Annotated in this window: 14 protein-coding genes; 7 read left to right on the forward strand and 7 right to left on the reverse strand. The window is 67.6% G+C overall.

Features of this window, described 5'->3' with window-relative positions; translation table 11 throughout:
* Nucleotides 1–78: 78 nt before the first annotated feature.
* A complete protein-coding gene (locus WS62_RS20535; protein WP_066574557.1) occupies nucleotides 79–1,125 on the forward strand; it encodes an NAD-dependent epimerase/dehydratase family protein in 1,047 nt (348 codons plus the stop codon).
* A gap of 232 nt (nucleotides 1,126–1,357) precedes the next feature.
* Here WS62_RS20535 and WS62_RS37500 read toward each other — a convergent pair whose 3' ends face one another.
* Complete coding sequence (locus WS62_RS37500) at nucleotides 1,358–1,540, reverse strand: hypothetical protein (RefSeq protein WP_197422883.1); 183 nt, start codon at nucleotides 1,538–1,540, stop codon at nucleotides 1,358–1,360.
* Between the two features lie 448 nt (nucleotides 1,541–1,988).
* On the opposite strand from WS62_RS37500, the gene WS62_RS20540 reads away from it, so the two are divergent.
* The 4 genes from WS62_RS20540 (at nucleotide 1,989) to WS62_RS38325 (ending at nucleotide 6,291) form a co-directional block, all read left to right on the forward strand.
* The gene (locus WS62_RS20540; RefSeq protein WP_231748362.1) at nucleotides 1,989–3,389 is read left to right on the forward strand and encodes a glycosyl hydrolase family 65 protein; all 1,401 of its coding nucleotides are present in this window, start codon (nucleotides 1,989–1,991) and stop codon (nucleotides 3,387–3,389) included.
* Nucleotides 3,386–4,615, forward strand: coding sequence for an MFS transporter (locus tag WS62_RS20545; protein ID WP_231748363.1), 1,230 nt, complete (start codon nucleotides 3,386–3,388; stop codon nucleotides 4,613–4,615). Before WS62_RS20540 ends, WS62_RS20545 begins: the two co-directional genes overlap by 4 nt.
* Nucleotides 4,612–5,700: a DegT/DnrJ/EryC1/StrS family aminotransferase gene (locus WS62_RS20550; RefSeq protein ID WP_066574561.1), complete on the forward strand. Its 1,089-nt coding sequence runs from the start codon at nucleotides 4,612–4,614 to the stop codon at nucleotides 5,698–5,700. The genes WS62_RS20545 and WS62_RS20550 overlap by 4 nt, the downstream gene beginning before the upstream one ends.
* A gap of 219 nt (nucleotides 5,701–5,919) precedes the next feature.
* Nucleotides 5,920–6,291 carry a diguanylate cyclase gene (locus WS62_RS38325; RefSeq protein ID WP_066574563.1) on the forward strand — a complete coding sequence of 124 codons (372 nt, stop codon included), beginning with the start codon at nucleotides 5,920–5,922 and terminating at the stop codon, nucleotides 6,289–6,291.
* Nucleotides 6,292–6,333: 42 nt separating this feature from the next.
* Here the strand turns inward: WS62_RS38325 and WS62_RS20560 are convergent, their stop codons facing one another.
* Nucleotides 6,334–7,680 (reverse strand): cytochrome-c peroxidase, encoded by a 1,347-nt coding sequence (locus tag WS62_RS20560; protein ID WP_066574619.1) that lies wholly within the window; start codon nucleotides 7,678–7,680, stop codon nucleotides 6,334–6,336.
* A 232-nt stretch (nucleotides 7,681–7,912) separates the two neighbouring features.
* Here WS62_RS20560 and WS62_RS20565 point away from each other — a divergent pair, with 232 nt between their 5' ends.
* Together WS62_RS20565 and fabV are read left to right on the forward strand one after the other, a co-directional pair.
* The gene (locus WS62_RS20565; RefSeq protein WP_066574565.1) at nucleotides 7,913–9,496 is read left to right on the forward strand and encodes an acid phosphatase; all 1,584 of its coding nucleotides are present in this window, start codon (nucleotides 7,913–7,915) and stop codon (nucleotides 9,494–9,496) included.
* A 371-nt stretch (nucleotides 9,497–9,867) separates the two neighbouring features.
* Nucleotides 9,868–11,061, forward strand: a complete 1,194-nt coding sequence (gene fabV, locus WS62_RS20570; RefSeq protein WP_066574567.1) for an enoyl-ACP reductase FabV — start codon at nucleotides 9,868–9,870, stop codon at nucleotides 11,059–11,061.
* A 348-nt stretch (nucleotides 11,062–11,409) separates the two neighbouring features.
* Here the strand turns inward: fabV and WS62_RS20575 are convergent, their stop codons facing one another.
* The 5 genes from WS62_RS20575 to WS62_RS20595 all read right to left on the reverse strand — a co-directional run bounded on the left by WS62_RS20575 (nucleotide 11,410) and on the right by WS62_RS20595 (nucleotide 18,788).
* A complete protein-coding gene (locus WS62_RS20575) occupies nucleotides 11,410–12,042 on the reverse strand; it encodes a response regulator transcription factor (RefSeq protein ID WP_066574569.1) in 633 nt (210 codons plus the stop codon).
* On the reverse strand, nucleotides 12,043–14,106 hold the full coding sequence (locus tag WS62_RS20580) for an ATP-binding protein (protein WP_066574572.1): 2,064 nt from the start codon (nucleotides 14,104–14,106) through the stop codon (nucleotides 12,043–12,045). It abuts the gene before it with no gap.
* A 408-nt stretch (nucleotides 14,107–14,514) separates the two neighbouring features.
* Nucleotides 14,515–15,480: a Csu type fimbrial protein gene (locus WS62_RS20585; RefSeq protein WP_066574574.1), complete on the reverse strand. Its 966-nt coding sequence runs from the start codon at nucleotides 15,478–15,480 to the stop codon at nucleotides 14,515–14,517.
* A 15-nt stretch (nucleotides 15,481–15,495) separates the two neighbouring features.
* A complete protein-coding gene (locus WS62_RS20590) occupies nucleotides 15,496–17,904 on the reverse strand; it encodes a fimbria/pilus outer membrane usher protein (RefSeq protein WP_066574577.1) in 2,409 nt (802 codons plus the stop codon).
* 44 nt (nucleotides 17,905–17,948) lie between these two features.
* Nucleotides 17,949–18,788: a fimbrial biogenesis chaperone gene (locus WS62_RS20595; protein ID WP_066574580.1), complete on the reverse strand. Its 840-nt coding sequence runs from the start codon at nucleotides 18,786–18,788 to the stop codon at nucleotides 17,949–17,951.
* Between the last annotated feature and the right edge of the window lie 4 nt (nucleotides 18,789–18,792).

Raw genomic sequence — 18,792 nt, forward strand, 5'->3', positions numbered from 1 at the left:
CGGCCGACCCGCGCGCCACCATTCTTCCGACGCTCGACAGACTCGACGTACCCCTCAACGATTTCGCAAGGACGTAACATGACCGAACCCACATGTGTGCTCGTGACGGGCGGCGCGGGATATATCGGATCGCGGCTGGTGCCGAGACTGCTCGCCGCGGGTCATCGTGTCAGAGTGCTGGACGCGCATTTTTTCTCGAACGGGCTCGAGCGGCTCAGCCATCATCCCGGTCTCGAGGCGATCAAAGGGGACATCCGCGACAAGCGGACCGTCGAACGATCGCTGCGGGGCGTCGCGACGGTGATCCATCTCGCCGCGGTGGCGAACGATCCGAGCTTCAACTCCGATCCGGCGCTGAGCCGCTCCATCAACATCGATTGCCTGCCACATCTCATGAAGAGCGCGAAGCGCCAAGGCTGCCGGCGCTTCATATACGCGTCTTCGGCAAGCGTCTACGGGATCAACGACGAGCCGGTCGTCGACGAACGCCAGCCGTGTGTGCCAATTACCGACTACAACCGGTACAAGGCCGAGGGCGAGAACATCCTCTTCGACCTGACCTCGCCGTCTTTCGAAACGGTCGCGGTCAGAGCGGCGACCGTATGCGGCTGGTCGCCCCGGCAACGCCTGGACCTCACGGTAAACATCCTGACGGCGAGCGCGCTCGCGCGCGGCGAGATCACGGTCTTCGGCGGACGCCAGTACCGGCCCAACGTCCACGTCGGCGATCTCAGCCGGCTCTATACGGCCCTCGTCCGACGCGATTCTCTCGGCACAGTCTGCGGCCGCGCCGTCAATGTCGGATACGAAAACCACACGGTGGCCGACATCGCGGCGCAAGTCAAAGACGTCGTCGACCGCTACTTCTCGGCGGACGTTCCGATCACGGCAACCGCGTCCAACGACGTGCGCTCGTACCGGCTCGACTCGAGCCTCGTGCGGCGGGAACTCGGCTTCGAGTTCGCGTACACCATCCGGGACGCCGTACTGGAAATATGCGATCAATGGCAATCGGGCTGGTTCCAAGACAGCGCCGACGTCCTGAGCGATCCGCGCTACCACAATCTCGTCAACATGCGCGTTTCCGACTGGTCGTTCGCGTCGCCCGCGGGCCGCCCATGCTGATCGTATCCGACGGGAAACGACGCGAGGTCGTGAGCGACCTCGATCCGGCATCCTCCGCGTTCGTCTCGTGCGTGGCGACGCTCGCCAATGCGTTCATCGGCGTGCGTCCGCACGTGCCCGGCGCCTCGGAGCGGACCGAGCGGGTTCAGTTGCTGGCGGGCGACGTCTACGCGCCCGGCGTCGGCGTGTCGCGCGAGATTGCGTCGCTGCCGGCGCCGAGGGTTCTTCGCGTCTACGACGTCGACACCGGCGAGCCTGCGCGCCGTCCGGACGGCGCGGCGGCGACCGTCGCGTTGTCGCTCGACCACGCGTCCGTGACGAGCACCGAGCGTCTGCATGTCGGGGGAGCGACGTTCGAATTGACCGTGCGGCAGTTCATCGACGCGCCGGACCACGCGTCGGTCGCAGCCGTCATCGAGCTGCGCCGGACGGACGCCGGCGACGCCGCGCCGCGGCGATTGCGGCTCGATTACGGCATCGACGCGCTCGCGGTCAACGAGTACCTCGGCACGTCCTCGTGGCTGACGGCCCGACACTACGATCTCGAACGATGCCGTTGCGAAAGCGACCGCTTCAGCGTCACCGCCGCCGTCGCCGGGCAAAGGCTCCGTTACGACGTGCACATCCGGCGCTCGCCGCCGGCCGCCAGCGCGTCCGCCACATGGGAGCATTCGGGACCTCGCTGCACGATATCGACGACTTTCGATTTTTTCGAAGCCGATCGCCATCGAATAGACGCGCACTGGAAACTACGTTCCGATTCCGCGTCCGAGCCAATGCCGCAAACCGCGCCGCCGTTCGATCCCGCGGCCGTCGAAGACGTGCACCGGACACGCTGGACCGGATTCTGGGAAGATCACGGCGTGACGATCGAAGCGCGCGGCGAACCGGTCGAACTCGGAATCCGATATGCCGTTTTCCAGCTCTTGCAGCACGGAATCGCATCGCATCGCCATCCGCGCGGATTCGTGTCACCGGCGCGCGGCTTGACGAGCACTTACCATTCCGGCGCCACGTTCTTCGACACCGAACTGCACAAGTGCGCGTTCTGGATCTGGAACGATCCGCGCATCGCCCGCGCGCTCATCGACTATCGATACCATCGCCTGGAGCAAGCGATCGAGTTCGCGAAATCGACCGGATTCTCCGGCGCTCGTTTCCCGGAGGCTTCGAACGACCGCGGAACCGAAAACGGGCCGCACTACGTGCTGTCGTATCCGGACGCGAAGACGACGCGGGAATGGAGCGTCGACGAAGTGCTGCACATCTCGGCCGACGTCTGCTATGCGCTGCATTGCTACCGGGCAGTCACCGGCGACGACGCCTACATGACTGCGCGCGGCTATCGCATCATCGCCGAATGCGCGAGATTTGCCGCATCCGCGTTCGAGTGGTCGGACTCGAAGCAGGCCTATGTCGTCAATTCGGTGATGGGCCCGGACGAATATCATTACCACGTCGACAATAGCTTTTTCACGAATTATCTGCTTAGATGGTGCATCAGGCTCGCCATCTCGTCGGCCGGACACGAAGCCTTTCCCGACGTGCCGAAAGCCGAGTTGGACGATTGGATCGCGATCAGCGATCGCGTCTTTCTGCCGTGGATGAGCGTCGGGGGCGTTTCCATTCCGGAAGAATTCGAAGGGTACGCGCAACTTCCCGATACGGAGCTCAGAGTCACGAAGAAACGCGGACCGCAATTCATCGACGAGTCGGAGCGAAAATCGGCGGAGGCTTTGCGGAATTTCACGTCCAAGATCGTGAAGCAGGCCGATATCGTGCTCCTCATGTCCTTGTTCCCGGACGACTTCCCGGACGACGTCAAGCGGGCGGCATTCGCATTCTACGAACCTCGCACGGTTCACGAATCGTCGCTCAGCTACGGCCCGCACGCGATGGTCGCCGCGGAGATAGGCAAGACGAGCGACTGCGCCGACTTCATCGCCCGCGCGAGCCGCTACAACTTGGACTTCACGCCGACCACGGACTACGGCAACGGGCTGCACCTGTCCGCCTATGCCGGCGCGTGGCAGGGTCTCGTCCAGGGCCTGGCCGGCTTGCGCATCGAATGCGGCAGGCTTTGTTTTCGACCGCGGTTGCCGCCGCATTGGGATGCGTATCGGTTCGCCATCCACTTTCGAGGGCGCCGGCTGAAAGTCACGGTTCCCGCGGGCGGAACGGTCCGTGTCGAGTGCGACGGGAACGCGCTCGCGACCCAGCGCAGCGCCGACGGACGAGTCTATATTTTTGGAGGAACCGAATGAGCTCACTCGCCGAGCGAGCGTCACCGTATCGCGATGCGTTGCGTTTCTCGTCGTTTCGAAAACTGCTGATCGAACAGGGGCTGTCGATGGCGGGCGACGCCGTCTGCCTGGCGGCGCTTCCCGTCGCGGTCATTCATGCCGGCTTCAGCGGCGAGATATTCGGCTCGATCATGGCCGCCGTCGGAATCGGCACCGTCATCGGCGCCGCAGCCGGCGGCATGCTCGCGGACCGGAAGTCGCCCAAGCGCGTCCTCATCGCAACGGACACGGCAAGAGGAATCGCACAGGTCGCCGCCGCCGCGCTCATCGTGTCGGGCGCGCCGTGGTGGAGCCTCGTGCTCGTCTATCTGGCGTTCGGCATCGGCATCGGCGTGTCGCGCCCGTGCACGCAAGTGCTGCTCGTAAATCTGCTTCCGAAGCACGCGCTCGTCGCCGGCAACGGCGCGATGCACTTTCTCGACAATCTCGTGGCCGTGATCTTTCCGGCCACGCTCGGCGTCGTGGTCATCTTGTGGGACCCGGTATGGGGCGTGCTGATCGACGGCCTCACGTTCTTCGGTGCCGCCTTCTACACCACCCTGTTGCCCGACAAAGGCAAGCTGGAATCCGACGACGAGTTCTCCATTCGCGAAGCGCTGAAAGGCGTCACGGTGATCGCGGGCAACGCCGAGCTATTCTTGGGATTCGCCGCCACGCTCGTCGTCAACGTGCTGTGCTTTCCGATCTTCCTCGTGGTCGCCCCCTATGCAGTCAGCGCCGGCTTCGGCGAAACCATGTGGGGCGTATGCCTCGCCGCGTCGGGACTCGGCGCGTGCATCGGCTCCGTCGTCACGGTGCTCGTCGCAGGCCATCGCCACCTGAAGTTGCTCGGGCTGACTTGCGGGCTGTTCCTCGGCGGCGCGATGGCCTTGCTCGGGATGGGCCAAGCGCCATGGATGGCGGTGCTCGGCGCGACGTTCGTCGGGATCGTCGAAGCGTCGTGGCTTACCGGATGGGCGACCGCCATGCAAACGCACTCGCCCGAAAAGGACCTCGGCAAGGTCGTGGCGGTCGACACCGTCGTGACGAGCGGCGTGCATCCGTTCATCTATCTCGGCGGCGGCCTCGTCGGCGAGGCGCTCGGCTATCCGCAGACGTTGATGATCGCCGCCGTGCTCAGCGCCGTCGGAACCGCCGTCATCGCGCTGATTGCCGTCAGGCGAACATCGGGAGGACACACGCAATGATCCAGTGCAACAATGTCCAGGAGCAGGCGCACGACTTGTCCGGCGTGATCGTCGAGCGCTGGCGCGACGTGCTCGAAGCCGGCGATTTCGTGCTCGGCGAGGAGGTGTCGCGCTTCGAGACGTGGATGTCGCAGCGTTGCGGCGGCGCCTGCGCGATAGCGATGAATTCCGGCACCGACGCGCTGCTGATCGCGCTTCGGGCGCTCGGCGTCGGGCCCGGCCATGAGGTCGTCACGTGCGCAAACACGTTCGTCGCCACGGTCGGCGCGATCGTCGCCGCCGGCGCGCGGCCGATCCTTGCCGACGTGGGCGACGACGAACTCGTCGACATCGACACGATCGTGCCGCTTCTGAGCGCTCGCACCAAGGCCGTCATCCCCGTCCATTTGCGCGGGCGACCCGTCGACATCGCGCCGATCGTCGCTCTGTGCCGCGCGCACGGCGTGGCCGTCGTCGAAGACTGCGCTCAGGCGATCGGCACTACGATCGACGGCCGGCAAGTCGGCACGGCCGGCGATGCCGCGGCCTTTTCGCTGCATCCGCTCAAGACGCTCGGCGGCCTGGGAGACGGCGGCGCGCTCGTCACGACCGATCCGGAAATCGCCGAATACGCGAAAAGCGTGCGCAATCACGGATTGCAGACCCGCGACGAAGCCGTCATGTTCGGGATCAATTCGCGTCTCGATTCACTGCAGGCGGCGGCGCTGAACGTCAAGGTTCGGCAACTGGATTCGTGGCTGGATCGCCGCAAAGCCATTGCCGCGTTCTACGACGAAGCGCTCGCTGGAACCGACACCGGCACGGATCTCGGCGGCGGACGGCCGGGGAACGCGTACTATCACTATGTCGTGAGATCGGGCTATCGGGACAGGCTGCGTCGGCATCTCGACGACCACGGCATTCAAGCGGCCATTCACTATCCGATCCCAATTCATCGGCAACGGGCATGGCTGCGTAGCCAACCGGACGTGTCGCTGCCGAACACCGAACGGCTCGCCCGGGAAATCCTGACGATCCCGTGCCACCACCATCTTTCGGATGGCGACGTCGAGCGGATCGCGACAACGATACGGCGGTTCCGCTAGAACGAACGGCGCCGGACGAACGCCCGGGCGGCTCGACCGGGCGACGGCGCTTTTCGCCGCAGGCGGCCCGCCCGAAACTTGCGGCACATGCCGACGCGTTAACCCGAAAGCCGGCGGCGCGGACCGCGTGCGAACGCAACCGCAACCGGCGGCTCGGCGTATCCGCCGGCGCACGTCGGCAAAACCGCGCGGACATCGCGGCATGCGCACCCGACCCGCATGCCGATGCGTGGCGTAGCGGCAAAGCGGTCCAGCTCACGCTGGCCGAAGTCGACCTGCGGCACCCGCGCTGAGCGCAGCGGCGCGCGCGCAACGCTGCTCTTCTTCGACCCGAACGGCTTCAAGGCCATCAACGACCGCGACGGCCACGCGCAAGGCAACCTCGCGCGAACGACGTTCACGGCGCTCGTCATGTCGTCCCGCGAACCCGGCGGCGATGCGCTCGTGCGTCGGTTGCGCGCCGAGCGCGCGGACTTCGACGCGAATCGTCATCCGACGATCGGCTCGCCGCTCGCTGCAGCAAACCGGCAGACGTACGTGGACAAGCGTCACGCACGCGCCGCATGCGTTGGCGATGCGCTGCGCGAGTGACGCAACGCAGCCGCGGCACGCCGCCCGCTCGTTCCGCGCGTCTCAGCGATTGCCGCCTGCGGACTTCGCGTGCGCATCGTAGCCGTCGGTGAGCGTGCCGAGGAACGCGATCACGTCCTGGATCTCCGCGTCGGTCATCGCGGGCGGATCGCCGCGCTTGCGATCGAACGGCGGCTCGTCGTTCAGGTTCTTCCAATAGCGCTTCGGCAAGTCGTCGAACTTCTGGACGACGCCGTGCTTCACCGGATAGAACTTCTCCGGATGCGTGTCGCGCTCCGCGTAGAAACGCAGCACGTCCTCGAGCGAGTGATAAAGGCCGTTGTGGAAGAACGTCTTCTTCAGCGCGACGTTGCGCAGCGTCGGCGTGCGGAACAATCCGCAGAATTCGTCGCGGCCCTTCAGGTCCTGACGCTCGGGCCCGCATGCGCCGAGATCGTAGAACTTCGGATTCCGATTCACCGCGAGCGCGCGATTGCGCGGCACGCCGATCGCGATCAGGCCGAAATCGCTGAACTGCGGCGGCGTGCCGTCGAGCCCGCGCCGGCTCACGTGGCAACTCGCGCAGTTGCCCTTCTTCTCGTCGTTGAAGACCTGCAGCCCGTGCAGCTCGGCGCGCGTCAGCTGCGCGCGGCCCGCCAGATACGCGTCGTACTTGCTCGAGTACGGATAGAACACGTCGGGCGTCTGCTCGAACGTGCCGAGCGCCTGCAGCACCGCTTCGAACGTCGCGCGATCGTCGTCGAGCACGCGCGCGCCGAACGCGCTGCGAAACGCGTCCGCGTACGGCGCGGCCCGCACCGCGCGCGCGACCTTCGCGGGCGTGCTGTTCATTTCGAACGGCGACGTGAGCGGCACGCGCGCCTGCTCCGCGCCACTGTCGACGCGGCCGTCCCACGTGAGACCGCCCGTCGGGCCGGCGTCGACGCTCTCGTCGCCCTCGTCATCCGACTCGTGATAGTGCTCGCTGAACGCAGGCACTTTCTGCAGGTACTTGAGCGTCGGCGCCGCGCGAAAGCCCTGCTGACGCAGATCGTCGCCGCCGAATTGCGCGGGCAGCGCGTTCGGCGGCCCGAACGCGTGCTGCGGGCTGTGGCACGACGCGCATGCGAGCTTGCCGCTGCCCGACAGCGACGGATCGACGAACAGTTGCCGGCCGAGCGCCGTCATCTGCTTCACCGCTTCGTACACCTGCGCGCGCGTCTGCGGCTGATGGTCGACGACGGCGGGCGTGCTCGCCTGCGAGGCCGGCGTCGCAGCGCGCGTCGCGGCGGGTCCGTCCGCATCGCATGCGGCGACGCCCGCCGCGAGCGCGGCCGCCGCCGCGAGCGCGCGCAGCGCGGGGAAAAACGAACGATTGCGGGGAACGTGTCGCAGCGGGCGGCGCATCATCGATTCGGCGATGTCGAATGGCAAAGGCGCGAGCGTATGTCACGCGAATGACAATTCGATGACAGCAAATCGACAGCTCAACGAAAGCATTACAACATGTTGCTGTCAAACGATCCTTACACAATCCGCGCAACCGGCTGGCAGCCGACATTCACGCGGCGCGCCGCGTCGTGCGGCGCGCTTGGCCGGCCCCTCGATACCCACACACCTCGTGCGACAAGAGAGAAAACGGATGAACAAGCATTGGATTCGCGTGACGCCGATCGCGCTGGCGGCCGCCATCGGCCTCACCGCGTGCGGCGGGGACGACGTCACGTCGCCCGGCCTGTCGGCAGTCAAGAACGTCGTCGTGATCTATGCGGAAAACCGCAGCTTCGACAACCTCTACGGCAACTTCCCGGGCGCGAACGGCCTGCAGAACGTGACGGCCGCGAGTGCGGCGCAAGTCGATCGCGACGGCACGACGCTCGCGACGCTGCCGAAGATCTGGACCGGCCTGACCGCGGCGGGCGTGACGCCCGCGGTGACGGAAGCGATGACGGCGAACCTGCCGAACGCGCCGTTCGCGATCGACGATCCGAACGGCTTCAACACGCCGATGAGCGTGACGACGCGCGATCTCGTTCACCGTTTCTACGAGAACCAGATGCAGATCGACGGCGGCAAGAACGACCGGTTCGCCGCGTGGTCCGACGCGGGCGGCCTCGTGATGGGCCACTACACGGCCGATCCGTCGAAGCTGCCGCTCTGGAAGCTCGCGCAGCAATACACGCTCGCCGACAACTTCTTCATGGGCACGTTCGGCGGCTCGTTCCTGAACCACCAGTACCTGATCTGCGCGTGCGCGCCATACTATGCGAACGCCGACAAGAGCCCGGCGGCGAGCCAGATCTCGGTCGTCAATCCGGACGGCGTCACGCTCACGCTCGCATCGAATTCGCCCGCGTCCGCGCTGTCGGGCCCGCCGAAGTTCGTGAAGTCGGGCGGCCTCACGCCGGATTTCTACGCGGTCAACACGATGCAGCCGCCGTATCAGCCGAGCGGCAACGCGGCCGCGACGGGCGGCGATCCGAACCTCGCCGATCCGTCGAATCCGTCGACGCTGCCGCCGCAAACGCAGCAGAACATCGGCGATCTGCTGACGAACGCCGGCGTCTCGTGGGCATGGTATAGCGGCGCGTGGGGCGCGGCGCTGCAGGCCGCGCAAAGCGGCACGTCGGGCGTGATCTACGGGCCGAACCTGACGGCGCCGAACTTCCAGCCGCACCACCAGCCGTTCAACTACTACGCGAACCAGGCGCCCGGCACCGCGAACCGCGCGCAGCACCTGCTCGACGCCGGCTCGAACGGCGCCGCGCTGATCCAGGCGATCGACGCGGGCAAGCTGCCGCAGGTCACGTTCTACAAGCCGCAAGGCAATTTGAACGAGCACCCGGGCTACACCGACGTCGCGTCGGGCGACCAGCACATCGCCGACGTGATCTCGCACCTGCAGAAGAGCCCGCAGTGGAACAACATGGTCGTCATCGTGACGTACGACGAAAACGGCGGCTTCTGGGATCACGTCGCGCCGCCGAAGGGCGACCGCTGGGGCCCGGGCACGCGCATTCCGGCGTTCGTCATCTCGCCGTTCGCGAAGCAGGGCTTCGTCGATCACACGCAATACGACACCGCGTCGATCCTGCGCTTCATCACGCGCCGCTACGCGCTGCCGCGCCTCGCCGGCCTCAAGCAGCGCGACGACGCGCTCGCCGCGAACGGCCTCAAGCCGATGGGCGACCTGACGAGCGCGCTCACGCTGTCGACGGGCAACTGAGCACGCGATCGATTCGAGACGACGCAACATCGCTTCTTCGGGCGGCTTCGGCCGCCCTTTTTGTTGCGCGCGTGCCGCGCATGCCGTGCGTGTGCGGCGAGCGGCTATGCGGCGCGGCGCGTCGGGGCTTGATTGAACACACGGGTCCGTACCCGCGCGCTTCGTCGCGTGCGCGACATGCGAGCCACGCAGCGCGACTTGCGACGCTCGCCCCGCAGCAATGCGGCATCATCCGCGCCGAACACGTCCGCCCGAAACCCCATGCGATCGCGCACGCCGCCCGCCGCTCACGAACGCACGACCCGGCGCCCGCCTCGTTTAGAATGCACGCTGCTTTTTTGACCGTCCCCTGCATTCCTAGCGAGACAGCCATGATCATCAAACCGCGCGTACGCGGCTTCATCTGCGTCACCACCCACCCCGCCGGCTGTGCGGCGAGCGTCCGCGAGCAGATCGCCCACGTCGCCGGCCGCGGGCCGATCGAGCGCGGTCCGAAGAAGGTGCTCGTGATCGGCGCGTCGACGGGCTACGGGCTCGCCGCGCGCATCGCGGCCGCGTTCGGCGCGGGCGCGGCGACGCTCGGCGTGTTCTTCGAGCGCGCGCCGGGCGACGCAAAGCCCGGCACGGCCGGCTGGTACAACAGCGCCGCGTTCCACGACGAAGCGGCCGCGCGCGGCCTGTATGCGGCGAGCATCAACGGCGACGCGTTCTCCGACGCGATCAAGCTAAAGACGATCGACGCGATCAAGCGCGACCTCGGGCAGGTCGATCTCGTCGTCTACAGCGTCGCCGCGCCGCGCAGGACGCATCCAAAGACGGGCGAGACGTTCCAGTCGACGCTGAAGCCGATCGGCCGCGCGGTGCGCTTGCGCGGGATCGACACCGACAACGAGGCGGTCAAGGAAACACTGCTGCAGCCGGCGACGCCCGACGAGATCGCGGGCACGGTCGCCGTGATGGGCGGCGAGGACTGGCGGATGTGGATCGACGCGCTCGACGCCGCCGGCGTGCTCGCCGATGGCGCGAAGACGACCGCGTTCACGTATCTCGGCGAGAAGGTCACGCACGACATCTACTGGAACGGCTCGATCGGCGAAGCGAAGAAGGACCTCGACGTGACCGTGCTCGCGCTCCGCGACAAGCTCGCGGCGCGCGGCGGCGACGCGCGCGTGTCGGTGCTGAAGGCGGTCGTCACGCAGGCGAGCTCCGCGATTCCGATGATGCCGCTGTACCTGTCGCTGCTCTTCAAGGCGATGAAGGAACGCGGCACGCACGAAGGATGCATCGAGCAGGTCGACGGCCTGTTCCGCGACAGTCTCTACGGCGCCAATCCGCACGTCGACGCCGAAGGCCGGCTGCGCGCGGACGGCCCCGAGCTCGATCCCGCCGTGCAGGAACGCGTGCTCGCGCTGTGGGACCGGGTGACGGACGACAATCTCTACACGCTCACCGATTTCGCCGGCTACAAGACCGAATTCCTGCGCCTCTTCGGCTTTGAGATCGACGGTGTCGACTACGACGCGGATGTCGATCCGAACGTACGGATTCCGAATCTGATCGAGTGATTCGCGAATCGGATGGACAGTCGCAAGCGGCCCCGCCCGTCCCCGCGGAACGACGCCGCACGCCACCGCACGGCACCGCCATCCGCGCGACGGCGCCTGCGCGACGATGACGCGCCGCCTGAACGGAACCGGCGTGCGACCTTCGTCGCGCCGCGCATGGAGCGCGCGCAGGCGGGCGCGGCACGCACTGTTCGAGCAAGCGGCCGCGCTCATCGGCCGTGAGGCCGTCGGTGACGATCCGCGGACCCGGGACCTCGATCCAGTCGAGCCCCGGGCTGTCGCCTTCGACGATCCGCGGGCAGTCCATCCGCCAGATGTCGAGATGCGACGTGCATGTCCACCCGCTCGCTACACGAGCCCGTTCTCCGACGCATACATGAACAGATCGACGTCGGACTTGAGGCCGAGCTTGCCCATCGCGTTGTGCTTGTGCGTGCTGACCGTCTTGATGCTGCGGCCGTAGCGGTTCGCGATGTCGGTCATCGTCATGCCGGTCGCGCACAGGCGCACGACCTCGATCTCGCGCGGGCTCAGTTGCGGCGGCGCGTCCGCCGCGCGCATCGCGAGCCCGCTCGCCGCGCCCGCGTGCGTGCCGACGAACGTCCGCCCCTGGCACACGGCGCCGACCGCGCGCGGCAGCTCGTCGAGGTCGCCGCGCTTGCTCAGCACCGCCAGCGCGCCCGCCTGACGCATCGTCCGCATCAGCACCGGGTTGTCGAGCATCGTCAAGACGATCACGCGGACCGAAGGATGGCCGTTGCGGATCGCGGTCAGCATCGCGAGGCCGTCGGCGGCGGGCGGGTCGGGCATCGCGAAATCGGTGATGACGATGTCGCACGGCGTCGTCTCGAGCAGCGCGAGCAGCCCGGCCGGGTCGTGCGCCTCCCCGACGATCGACACGTCGCCCATGCTCGCCAGCATGTGACGCACGCCCAACAGCACGAGCGGATGGTCGTCCGCGATCAACACTTGAACGCTCATTTACCTTCCTCCTTTTGGATCGCCGCGATCGCGCGATTGCGCCGGATGCGCAACGCAGCGCAGCAGATGGTTCACCATCGCGAGGATTTCGCGGGCCGCGCCGCGGATCGCGCGCGCGTCTGCCGCCCCTAGCAGATGGTGGAATTCGTCGAGCAGCGCATCGACATGCGCGTGGCCGAACAGGCTGTACGTGCCGCGCGCCGTGTGGCCCCACGCGCGCAGCTCGCGTTCTGACAGGCCTTCGCGCAGGTGGCGCGCCAGCGTGTCCCGGTCGCGCTCGAGCGCGCGGCGGCACGCGAGCAGGATCTCCGTGTGCGCCGCGCCGTCGGCGGGCGGCGCGCCGAATCCCGTCAGCAAGCGCGTCTTGTCGATCCGCGACGGATCGAAGCGCAGCGCAGGCGACGGCTCGATCGCATCGACGAGCGCGCGCTCGAGCGCGTCGAGCGTCGTCGGCTTGCCGATGCAGAACGTCATGCCGGCCGCGACGCAGCGCGCGAACTCGCCTTCCGACACGAGCGCCGTCACGCCGACGATAGGCGTCGCGCGCACGCGCGCATCCGGATGCGCGCGGATCGCCGTCGTCAACGCGACGCCGTCCATCCCCGGCATCCTGCAATCGGTGAGCACGACGTCGAATGCGTTCGTCTCGAGCGCGCGCAGCGCTTCGTCGCCGCTGCCGCACAGGTGCGCGCGATGGCCGAGCGCGTCGAGCTGATAACGAATCACCACACGGTTCATCTCCTGATCGTCGACGACGAGCACGCGATACGCGCGCGACTGCGCCCCCTCCGTCGCGCGCGCGCGCGCCGAATCGCGCGCATCGAGCGCGGCGCGCAAGCTCTCGACGAACGCGCGCCAGCCGAGCGGGTTGCTGCTCAGCCGCACGTGCGTTCCGCTGTCGATCCAGCCGGCCGGCTCCGCGGCGTCGGTCACGCCGACCCAGCCGAGCCGCGGCCTCGACGCGTCGACGCGCGCGTCGTCGCACAACACCGCGTCGACGTCCGCCGCGCCGCGCGCGGCGAGCCGCATGCCGGCCGCGCGCGCGTATGCGGTCAGCGTCGCCGCGAGCGCGGCATCGCCGACGTCGATCGACACCACGCGCTCGGCGAGCGCATCCGGCGCATAGCGGCGCGCCACGACCCCGCAGCGAATGCGCGCCGTCGCCGTGGTTCCCCTGCCTTCTTCGCTTGCAAGCGTCACGTCCCCTCCTAGCAATCTCGCGAGCCTGCGCGCAATCGCAAGCCCGAGCCCCGTTCCCGGCTCCGTTCGCCGCGCGCGCACGAACGGCGTGAAGAGCCGCCGCAGTTCGTCTGCGGCGATGCCGATTCCCGTGTCGACGATCGTCGCGACGATCTCGACCGAGCCGTCGACGCCGTCCGCCGCGCGCACACGCACCGACACGCTGCCGCGCTCCGTGTACTTGATGCCGTTGCCGATCAGGTTGACGAGAATCTGCCGCAGCCGGTTGCCGTCCGTCAGCACGGCCGCCGGCACATCGGCGTCGACGTGCAGCCTGACCTGCAAACCCTTGCGATGCGCGTGCGCCGCGAGCATCGCGGTCACGCTGTCGACGAGCTCGCGCACGTCGACGCGCGTCTTCTCGATCGCGAATTGCCCGGCCTCGATGCTCGCGTGATCGAGAATGTCGTTCAGCACGCGCGCGAGCGACTGCCCGGAGTCCTGCACGAGACTCAGCAGCCGCTGTTGCTCAGGCGCGCGCAGCCCTTCCTTCAACAGCTCGACGAGCGCGAGCATGCCGTTGACGGGCGCGCGCAGCTCGTGGCTCACGGTCGCGAGCGAGCCCCGGCTCGCGCGCAGCGCCGCCTGCAAACGCTTCAGGTCGCGGTGCGCCCATCCGTAGCTCACCAGCGCGACGAGCACATTGCTGCCGCCCCACAGCAACGGGTACAGGTGTGACCACTTGCAGGGCGCCGTCGCGACCAGCATGCCGTCCTGCATCCGATTCGAGGCCTGCGACAGCGTCCAGAACGCGAGCGCTGCAGCAGAGATGCACACCAGTATGCGTCGACAGAATTTGCCTCCGCAAAAGCCGTCGCTTTTCATACTTTTATCCCATTTGGAACCTCGCCAGAATACGCATCTCTTCCGTTTCCGGAAAAAACCCGCACCTCCTTTTTCTTGTCGGCGTTCCGTTTATGGGTAGGGTCGTTTATCCCATCGCACGTGCGCTTTCTCCGATTCTTCGATTCGATGGCGCGCAGTCGCGAGCGGCGCCGTCCGCATTTCAACCGGCCCGAAACGAGCGTGGGACGGCCTCTCGCGAATGTCGACGATCAACGCTTGCGCAATGCGATATTCTCGCGCCCGATTTGGCCATTTCGGGTTTTGCGCGTCGTCAAATCCACGCGTCGTTCGAAAACGAAAGAAACTAATCCATCTTGCCTTCTCACCTCCATGTCCCCCGCTCGATTCGAATGTCCGAAACGATTTCCGAAAAGCGCCGGCTCGCGGCTAATAGCGCACGTCGACGACCACGCTGTCCGTGTACGTGCCGACGGCGGGCGTCTGCTGATCCGAATAGATCCGCGCGGTGTACGGGAACTGCTGCGCCGCCTGGCCGTCGGCCGCCGCGCCGCTGCCGGCGCGGTTCGTCGACTGGCCCCACGCCGCGCCGCCGCCCATGCCGAAAATGTCGTACTGCAGGCGGTTCGCGCCGCTCGCCATCTGCCGGCGGCCGCTCGCATGCGGGTTCGCGCCGCTGCTCAGGCCGACCGTGTAGACCATCCCTTTCGTGCAGGTGAGCGACACGCTGCCCGTCACGGGCGCGAAGCCGGCGACCGTCGGCGCGGCGCCGAAGTTCACGTCGGGCGCGGCGATCACGCAATCGTTGGTCACGGTGATCGTCACCGGCACGACCGCCGTGCCCGAGCCCTGGTCGCGGCCGAGACAGATGCCGAGAATGCCGATCCCGCTGCAGTAATTCCAGGTCCATGAGATCGTCAGCGTGTCGGTGTACGTGCCCGCCGCGACGTTGCTGCCCTGGATCGTCCGGAAATATAACGGCAGTGTCTGCGCAGGACCACCGAAGATCCCGAGCAGATTCAGCAGTTGCCCGCTCGCCCAGTTGTAGGTCATGCCGAAGTCGAGCTTGATCGAGTAGTTCTGGTCGGCGAACGTCGAGTACGGCACCGAATCCCCCGTCGAGCCGACAAGCTTGCCGCCGTGCGCCGACGTGATCGTCGCGTCGATCTGGTCGCCGATCACGAAGAGGCCGAGCAGCGCGCCCGAGCAAGACAGGCCGCTGCTCGTCGTCGACGTCGACTGCGGCTGGCTCGCGGCGACGAACGACGTGACCGTGCCGAACGACGCGGGCGCCGCGCTCACGACCGAGCACGACGCGTGCGCGTGCAGCGCCGCGAAGAGACCGGGCGCGAGCGCCGCCGCGGTGCGCGCGAAGAATTTGCAGAATGGCTTCATCGAGAATCCCTGTCGTTATTCGCCGCACGCGAGCGGACCGATGCGGCTCATCTGCGCCGCGTCGACGTCGGCGTCGAACGTCGCGCGGCACGTGCGGCCGTCCGGCGTCGTGACGCGCAGGTGATTGATCGCGGACAATCCTTCGAGATAAGTCTCGCCTTGCCAGCCGACGAGCGCGGTCTGGCCGCTCTCCTCGTGCAGCACGCGCGAGCCGATCCCGAGCGGCCGCCCCGCGGCGTCGACGAGCGCGATTTGCGCCGAGACGACCCGCTGGATCGGAAACGTGACGAGCGCGCCGCCGTGATCGCGCACGGCCACGCGCTTCTCGACGATCGGCACGCGCACGTTGCTCGGCAGATCGAGCGGATCGATCTCGTACTTGCCCGCGTAGTACGACGGCGCCCATGGCACGAGCAGGTGGCCGCCGCCGTCGGTCTTGCCGACGAGCTGATTCTCGTAGCGCACCGGCACGCCCTTGCGGCCTTGCGTGTCGATCAGCACGAACGCGTCGTCGACGCGGTTCGCGGGCAGCATCGCGCCGTCCATCACGACGACCGAACCCTGCACCTCGCCCCAGCGCGCATAGCCGCGTCCCGCGCCATAGCCGTACGCGCCGCCCTGCACCTGGAAGTAGCGGTTGCGCCACGTCGCGTCCGCCTGCTGATAGTGCGAGCCGCCGCCCGCGTATGCGAGATTCCAGCCGAAGCCGCCGTCGCTCGGCACGCTGCGGCTGTATTGCACGCGCTCGCTGACGCCGTTGTTCTCGTCGCGCGCGACCGAGCCCGTCACGACGCCCTTGTCGCCGAGCGGCACGATCAGTTGCACTTGCGCGGCGAGCCCGTGGTCGCCGATCGTCTTGTTGACCGACGCGTAGATCGTCGCGCGCCGGAAGATCGGCCGCGTGTACGACAGGTTCGCGATCCGCGTGCGCGAGCCGTCCGCGCCGCGCACGTCGAAGTAGCCGGCGCCGAGCGTGCCGCCGATCACGCCGAGATTCAGCGCGCCCGTCGCTTGCGTGCTGTTGCGCACGAGCCGATATGTGACGTCGGACGGCAGATCGTAGACCGACAGGTCGCGAAACCCGCCGGTGCGCTGAATGCGCTGCAGCGCCACGCTGAACCGCTGCGATGAATAGCTGTAGCCGAACGCATACTGCTGACCCGACGTGCCCGCGAGGCTGCTTTGCGTCGCCGCGAAGTTGAGCACGCCGAACATGCCGGCGCCGACGTCGAGCCCGAGGCCGCCGAGCGCGAAGCGTTCGCCGCCTTCCGCGTGGCCTTCGATCGTCAGGTAATCGGTGAGACCGTAGCGCGCGGTGCCCGACGCCGCGAGCTTGCCGTAAGAGAACGAGCGGATTCCGTAGTCGCGCCGCATCGCGCCGACCGACAGCGAATAATCGGACAGCCCCTTCTGCAGCAGCGTGTTCGCGACGTAGAACGGTATCGTCGTCGCGACCTGGCGGCCGAGCGCGTCGGTCGTCACGACGGTCGCCTCGCCCGCGCCGTTGATGAACGGCACGTTGTTCAGCGTGAACGGCCCGGGATTGACCTGCCCCGTCGTCGTCCTGCTGCCGTTGATGAACAGATCGACGGCGGTCGGCACCGCGGCTTGGCCCGAGAACTGCGGCAGCGGATACGTGACGATGTCGGGCCGCACCTTGAAGTCGCGCTCGACCGACACGCCGCCCAAGCGCACCGCGCTGCTCCACGACAGCGCGCCCGTGATCACGTCGCCCGCCGTGTACGTGAGCATCCGGTCCTGGTCCGAGTAGCGCCAGGATGTGTCGTAGCGCAGATAGCGGTTGCTCGCGACGCCGCCGCTGCCGCCGTAATCGCGCCGGTAAACGCCCGTGTTCGTGACTGTGCCCCACGTGTCGAAGAGCCGCGCTTCGGTCCACGCGGACGTGTAACTCGTGCCGAGCGTCGGCGAATTCGCGTAGACGTCGTAATTGAACAGAAGCCCGAAGCTCACGGCCGCGGGCGTGCGGTCGTACAGCCGGCGCGAGCCGACCGCCTGCCGCGGCAGCCAGTCGGGCGGCACGGTCAGCTTCAGGCGCTGATCGGTGCTCTCGTATTCCGCCTGCACGCCGTCGAGCCTGGACAGGTCGACGAGCGCGTCCGGATCGGCGTGCGTGCGCACCGACGCCTGCGCGAGGTCGCCTGCACGCGCGTAGTAGACACCCTCGCGATAGCGGATCGGCACGATCCGCCCCGTCGACAGCTCGTTGACGACGAGCTCGAGGTACAGCGTGCCGTGCGTCGCCGCGCCGCCGGCGGGCGGCGGCGCTCGACCGAAGCTGTCCGCGAGCGTCATCGGCTCGCCCGCCCGCGCGTCCCCCGCCGCCGCGAACGCAATTCCCACCGCCCACGCCGCCGCGCGCCGTCGCGGCAGTCTTCTCGTTCCGTGTTCGTTGTACCGCTTCAAGGCATTTCCCCGTCGCGACGTCGTCGCTTGTGTCGTGATGCGGATTACCGGTTCGAAGCGGCGCCGTCCACGTCGATTGCGAGGTCGGCCACGCCGTTGACGGTGGCGACCAGCTTGGAATTGGAATTGACCTTCAGGCCGTCGGGCAGCGCCCAGCGCATCTGCGCGCCGGGCAGCACGTAGCCGAGCAGGCCGCGCGCGAAGTCGGCGCGCGCGCCGTTCGATTCGAATGCCGCGTGCGTGATCCGCGCGTGCACGGGGCCGCGGTTCGATACGACGAGCCACCGCTTGCCGCCGTCGCTCTCGACGTGCCAGTGGAGCGCCGGCCGCCCCGCCGTCGCCGGATCGCGGCGCTTGTCCGGGTTCTCCTTCGTCCACAGGCCGCCGCCGTAGACGAAGAGCGGCACCGAGTAGTGCATCTGGAACTTGACGCCGAGCGACGCCTCGTTCGCCGATTTCTGCGCGTCGTCGTCCGGCTGCGGGATCTCGTCGATCAGCACGCGGTACGCTTCCTCGGTGCCGGGCGCGACGTCCGCGAGGCGCGTCAGCCGGATGAGCTGGCGCTTGCCGGGCGGCACGGTCGCCATCGGCGGGCTGCCCGCGATGCGCGGCTGGTTTTCGTCGTAGACATCCTCGCCGTTCGCTTCGCGCCAGCCGAGCACACGCACCTGCAGCGTCACCGGCCGGCGATCGCGGTTCTCGAGCCACAGCGCCGCCGCGCGCTGGTCGCTCTCGATCACGGGATCGATCGGCCAGATCATCACGGACGCCGCCGCATGCGCGTGCTGCACGGCGAACGACGCCGCGGCCGCCGCGCACAGCAGCGCGCGGCACAGCATGCGGCCGGCACGCGCTGGCGTGCCAGGCGATCTCGATACATTCATGACG

The sequence above is a fragment of the Burkholderia sp. ABCPW 14 genome, from assembly GCF_001523835.1.
GTDB classification, from domain to species: Bacteria; Pseudomonadota; Gammaproteobacteria; order Burkholderiales; family Burkholderiaceae; genus Burkholderia; species Burkholderia mayonis.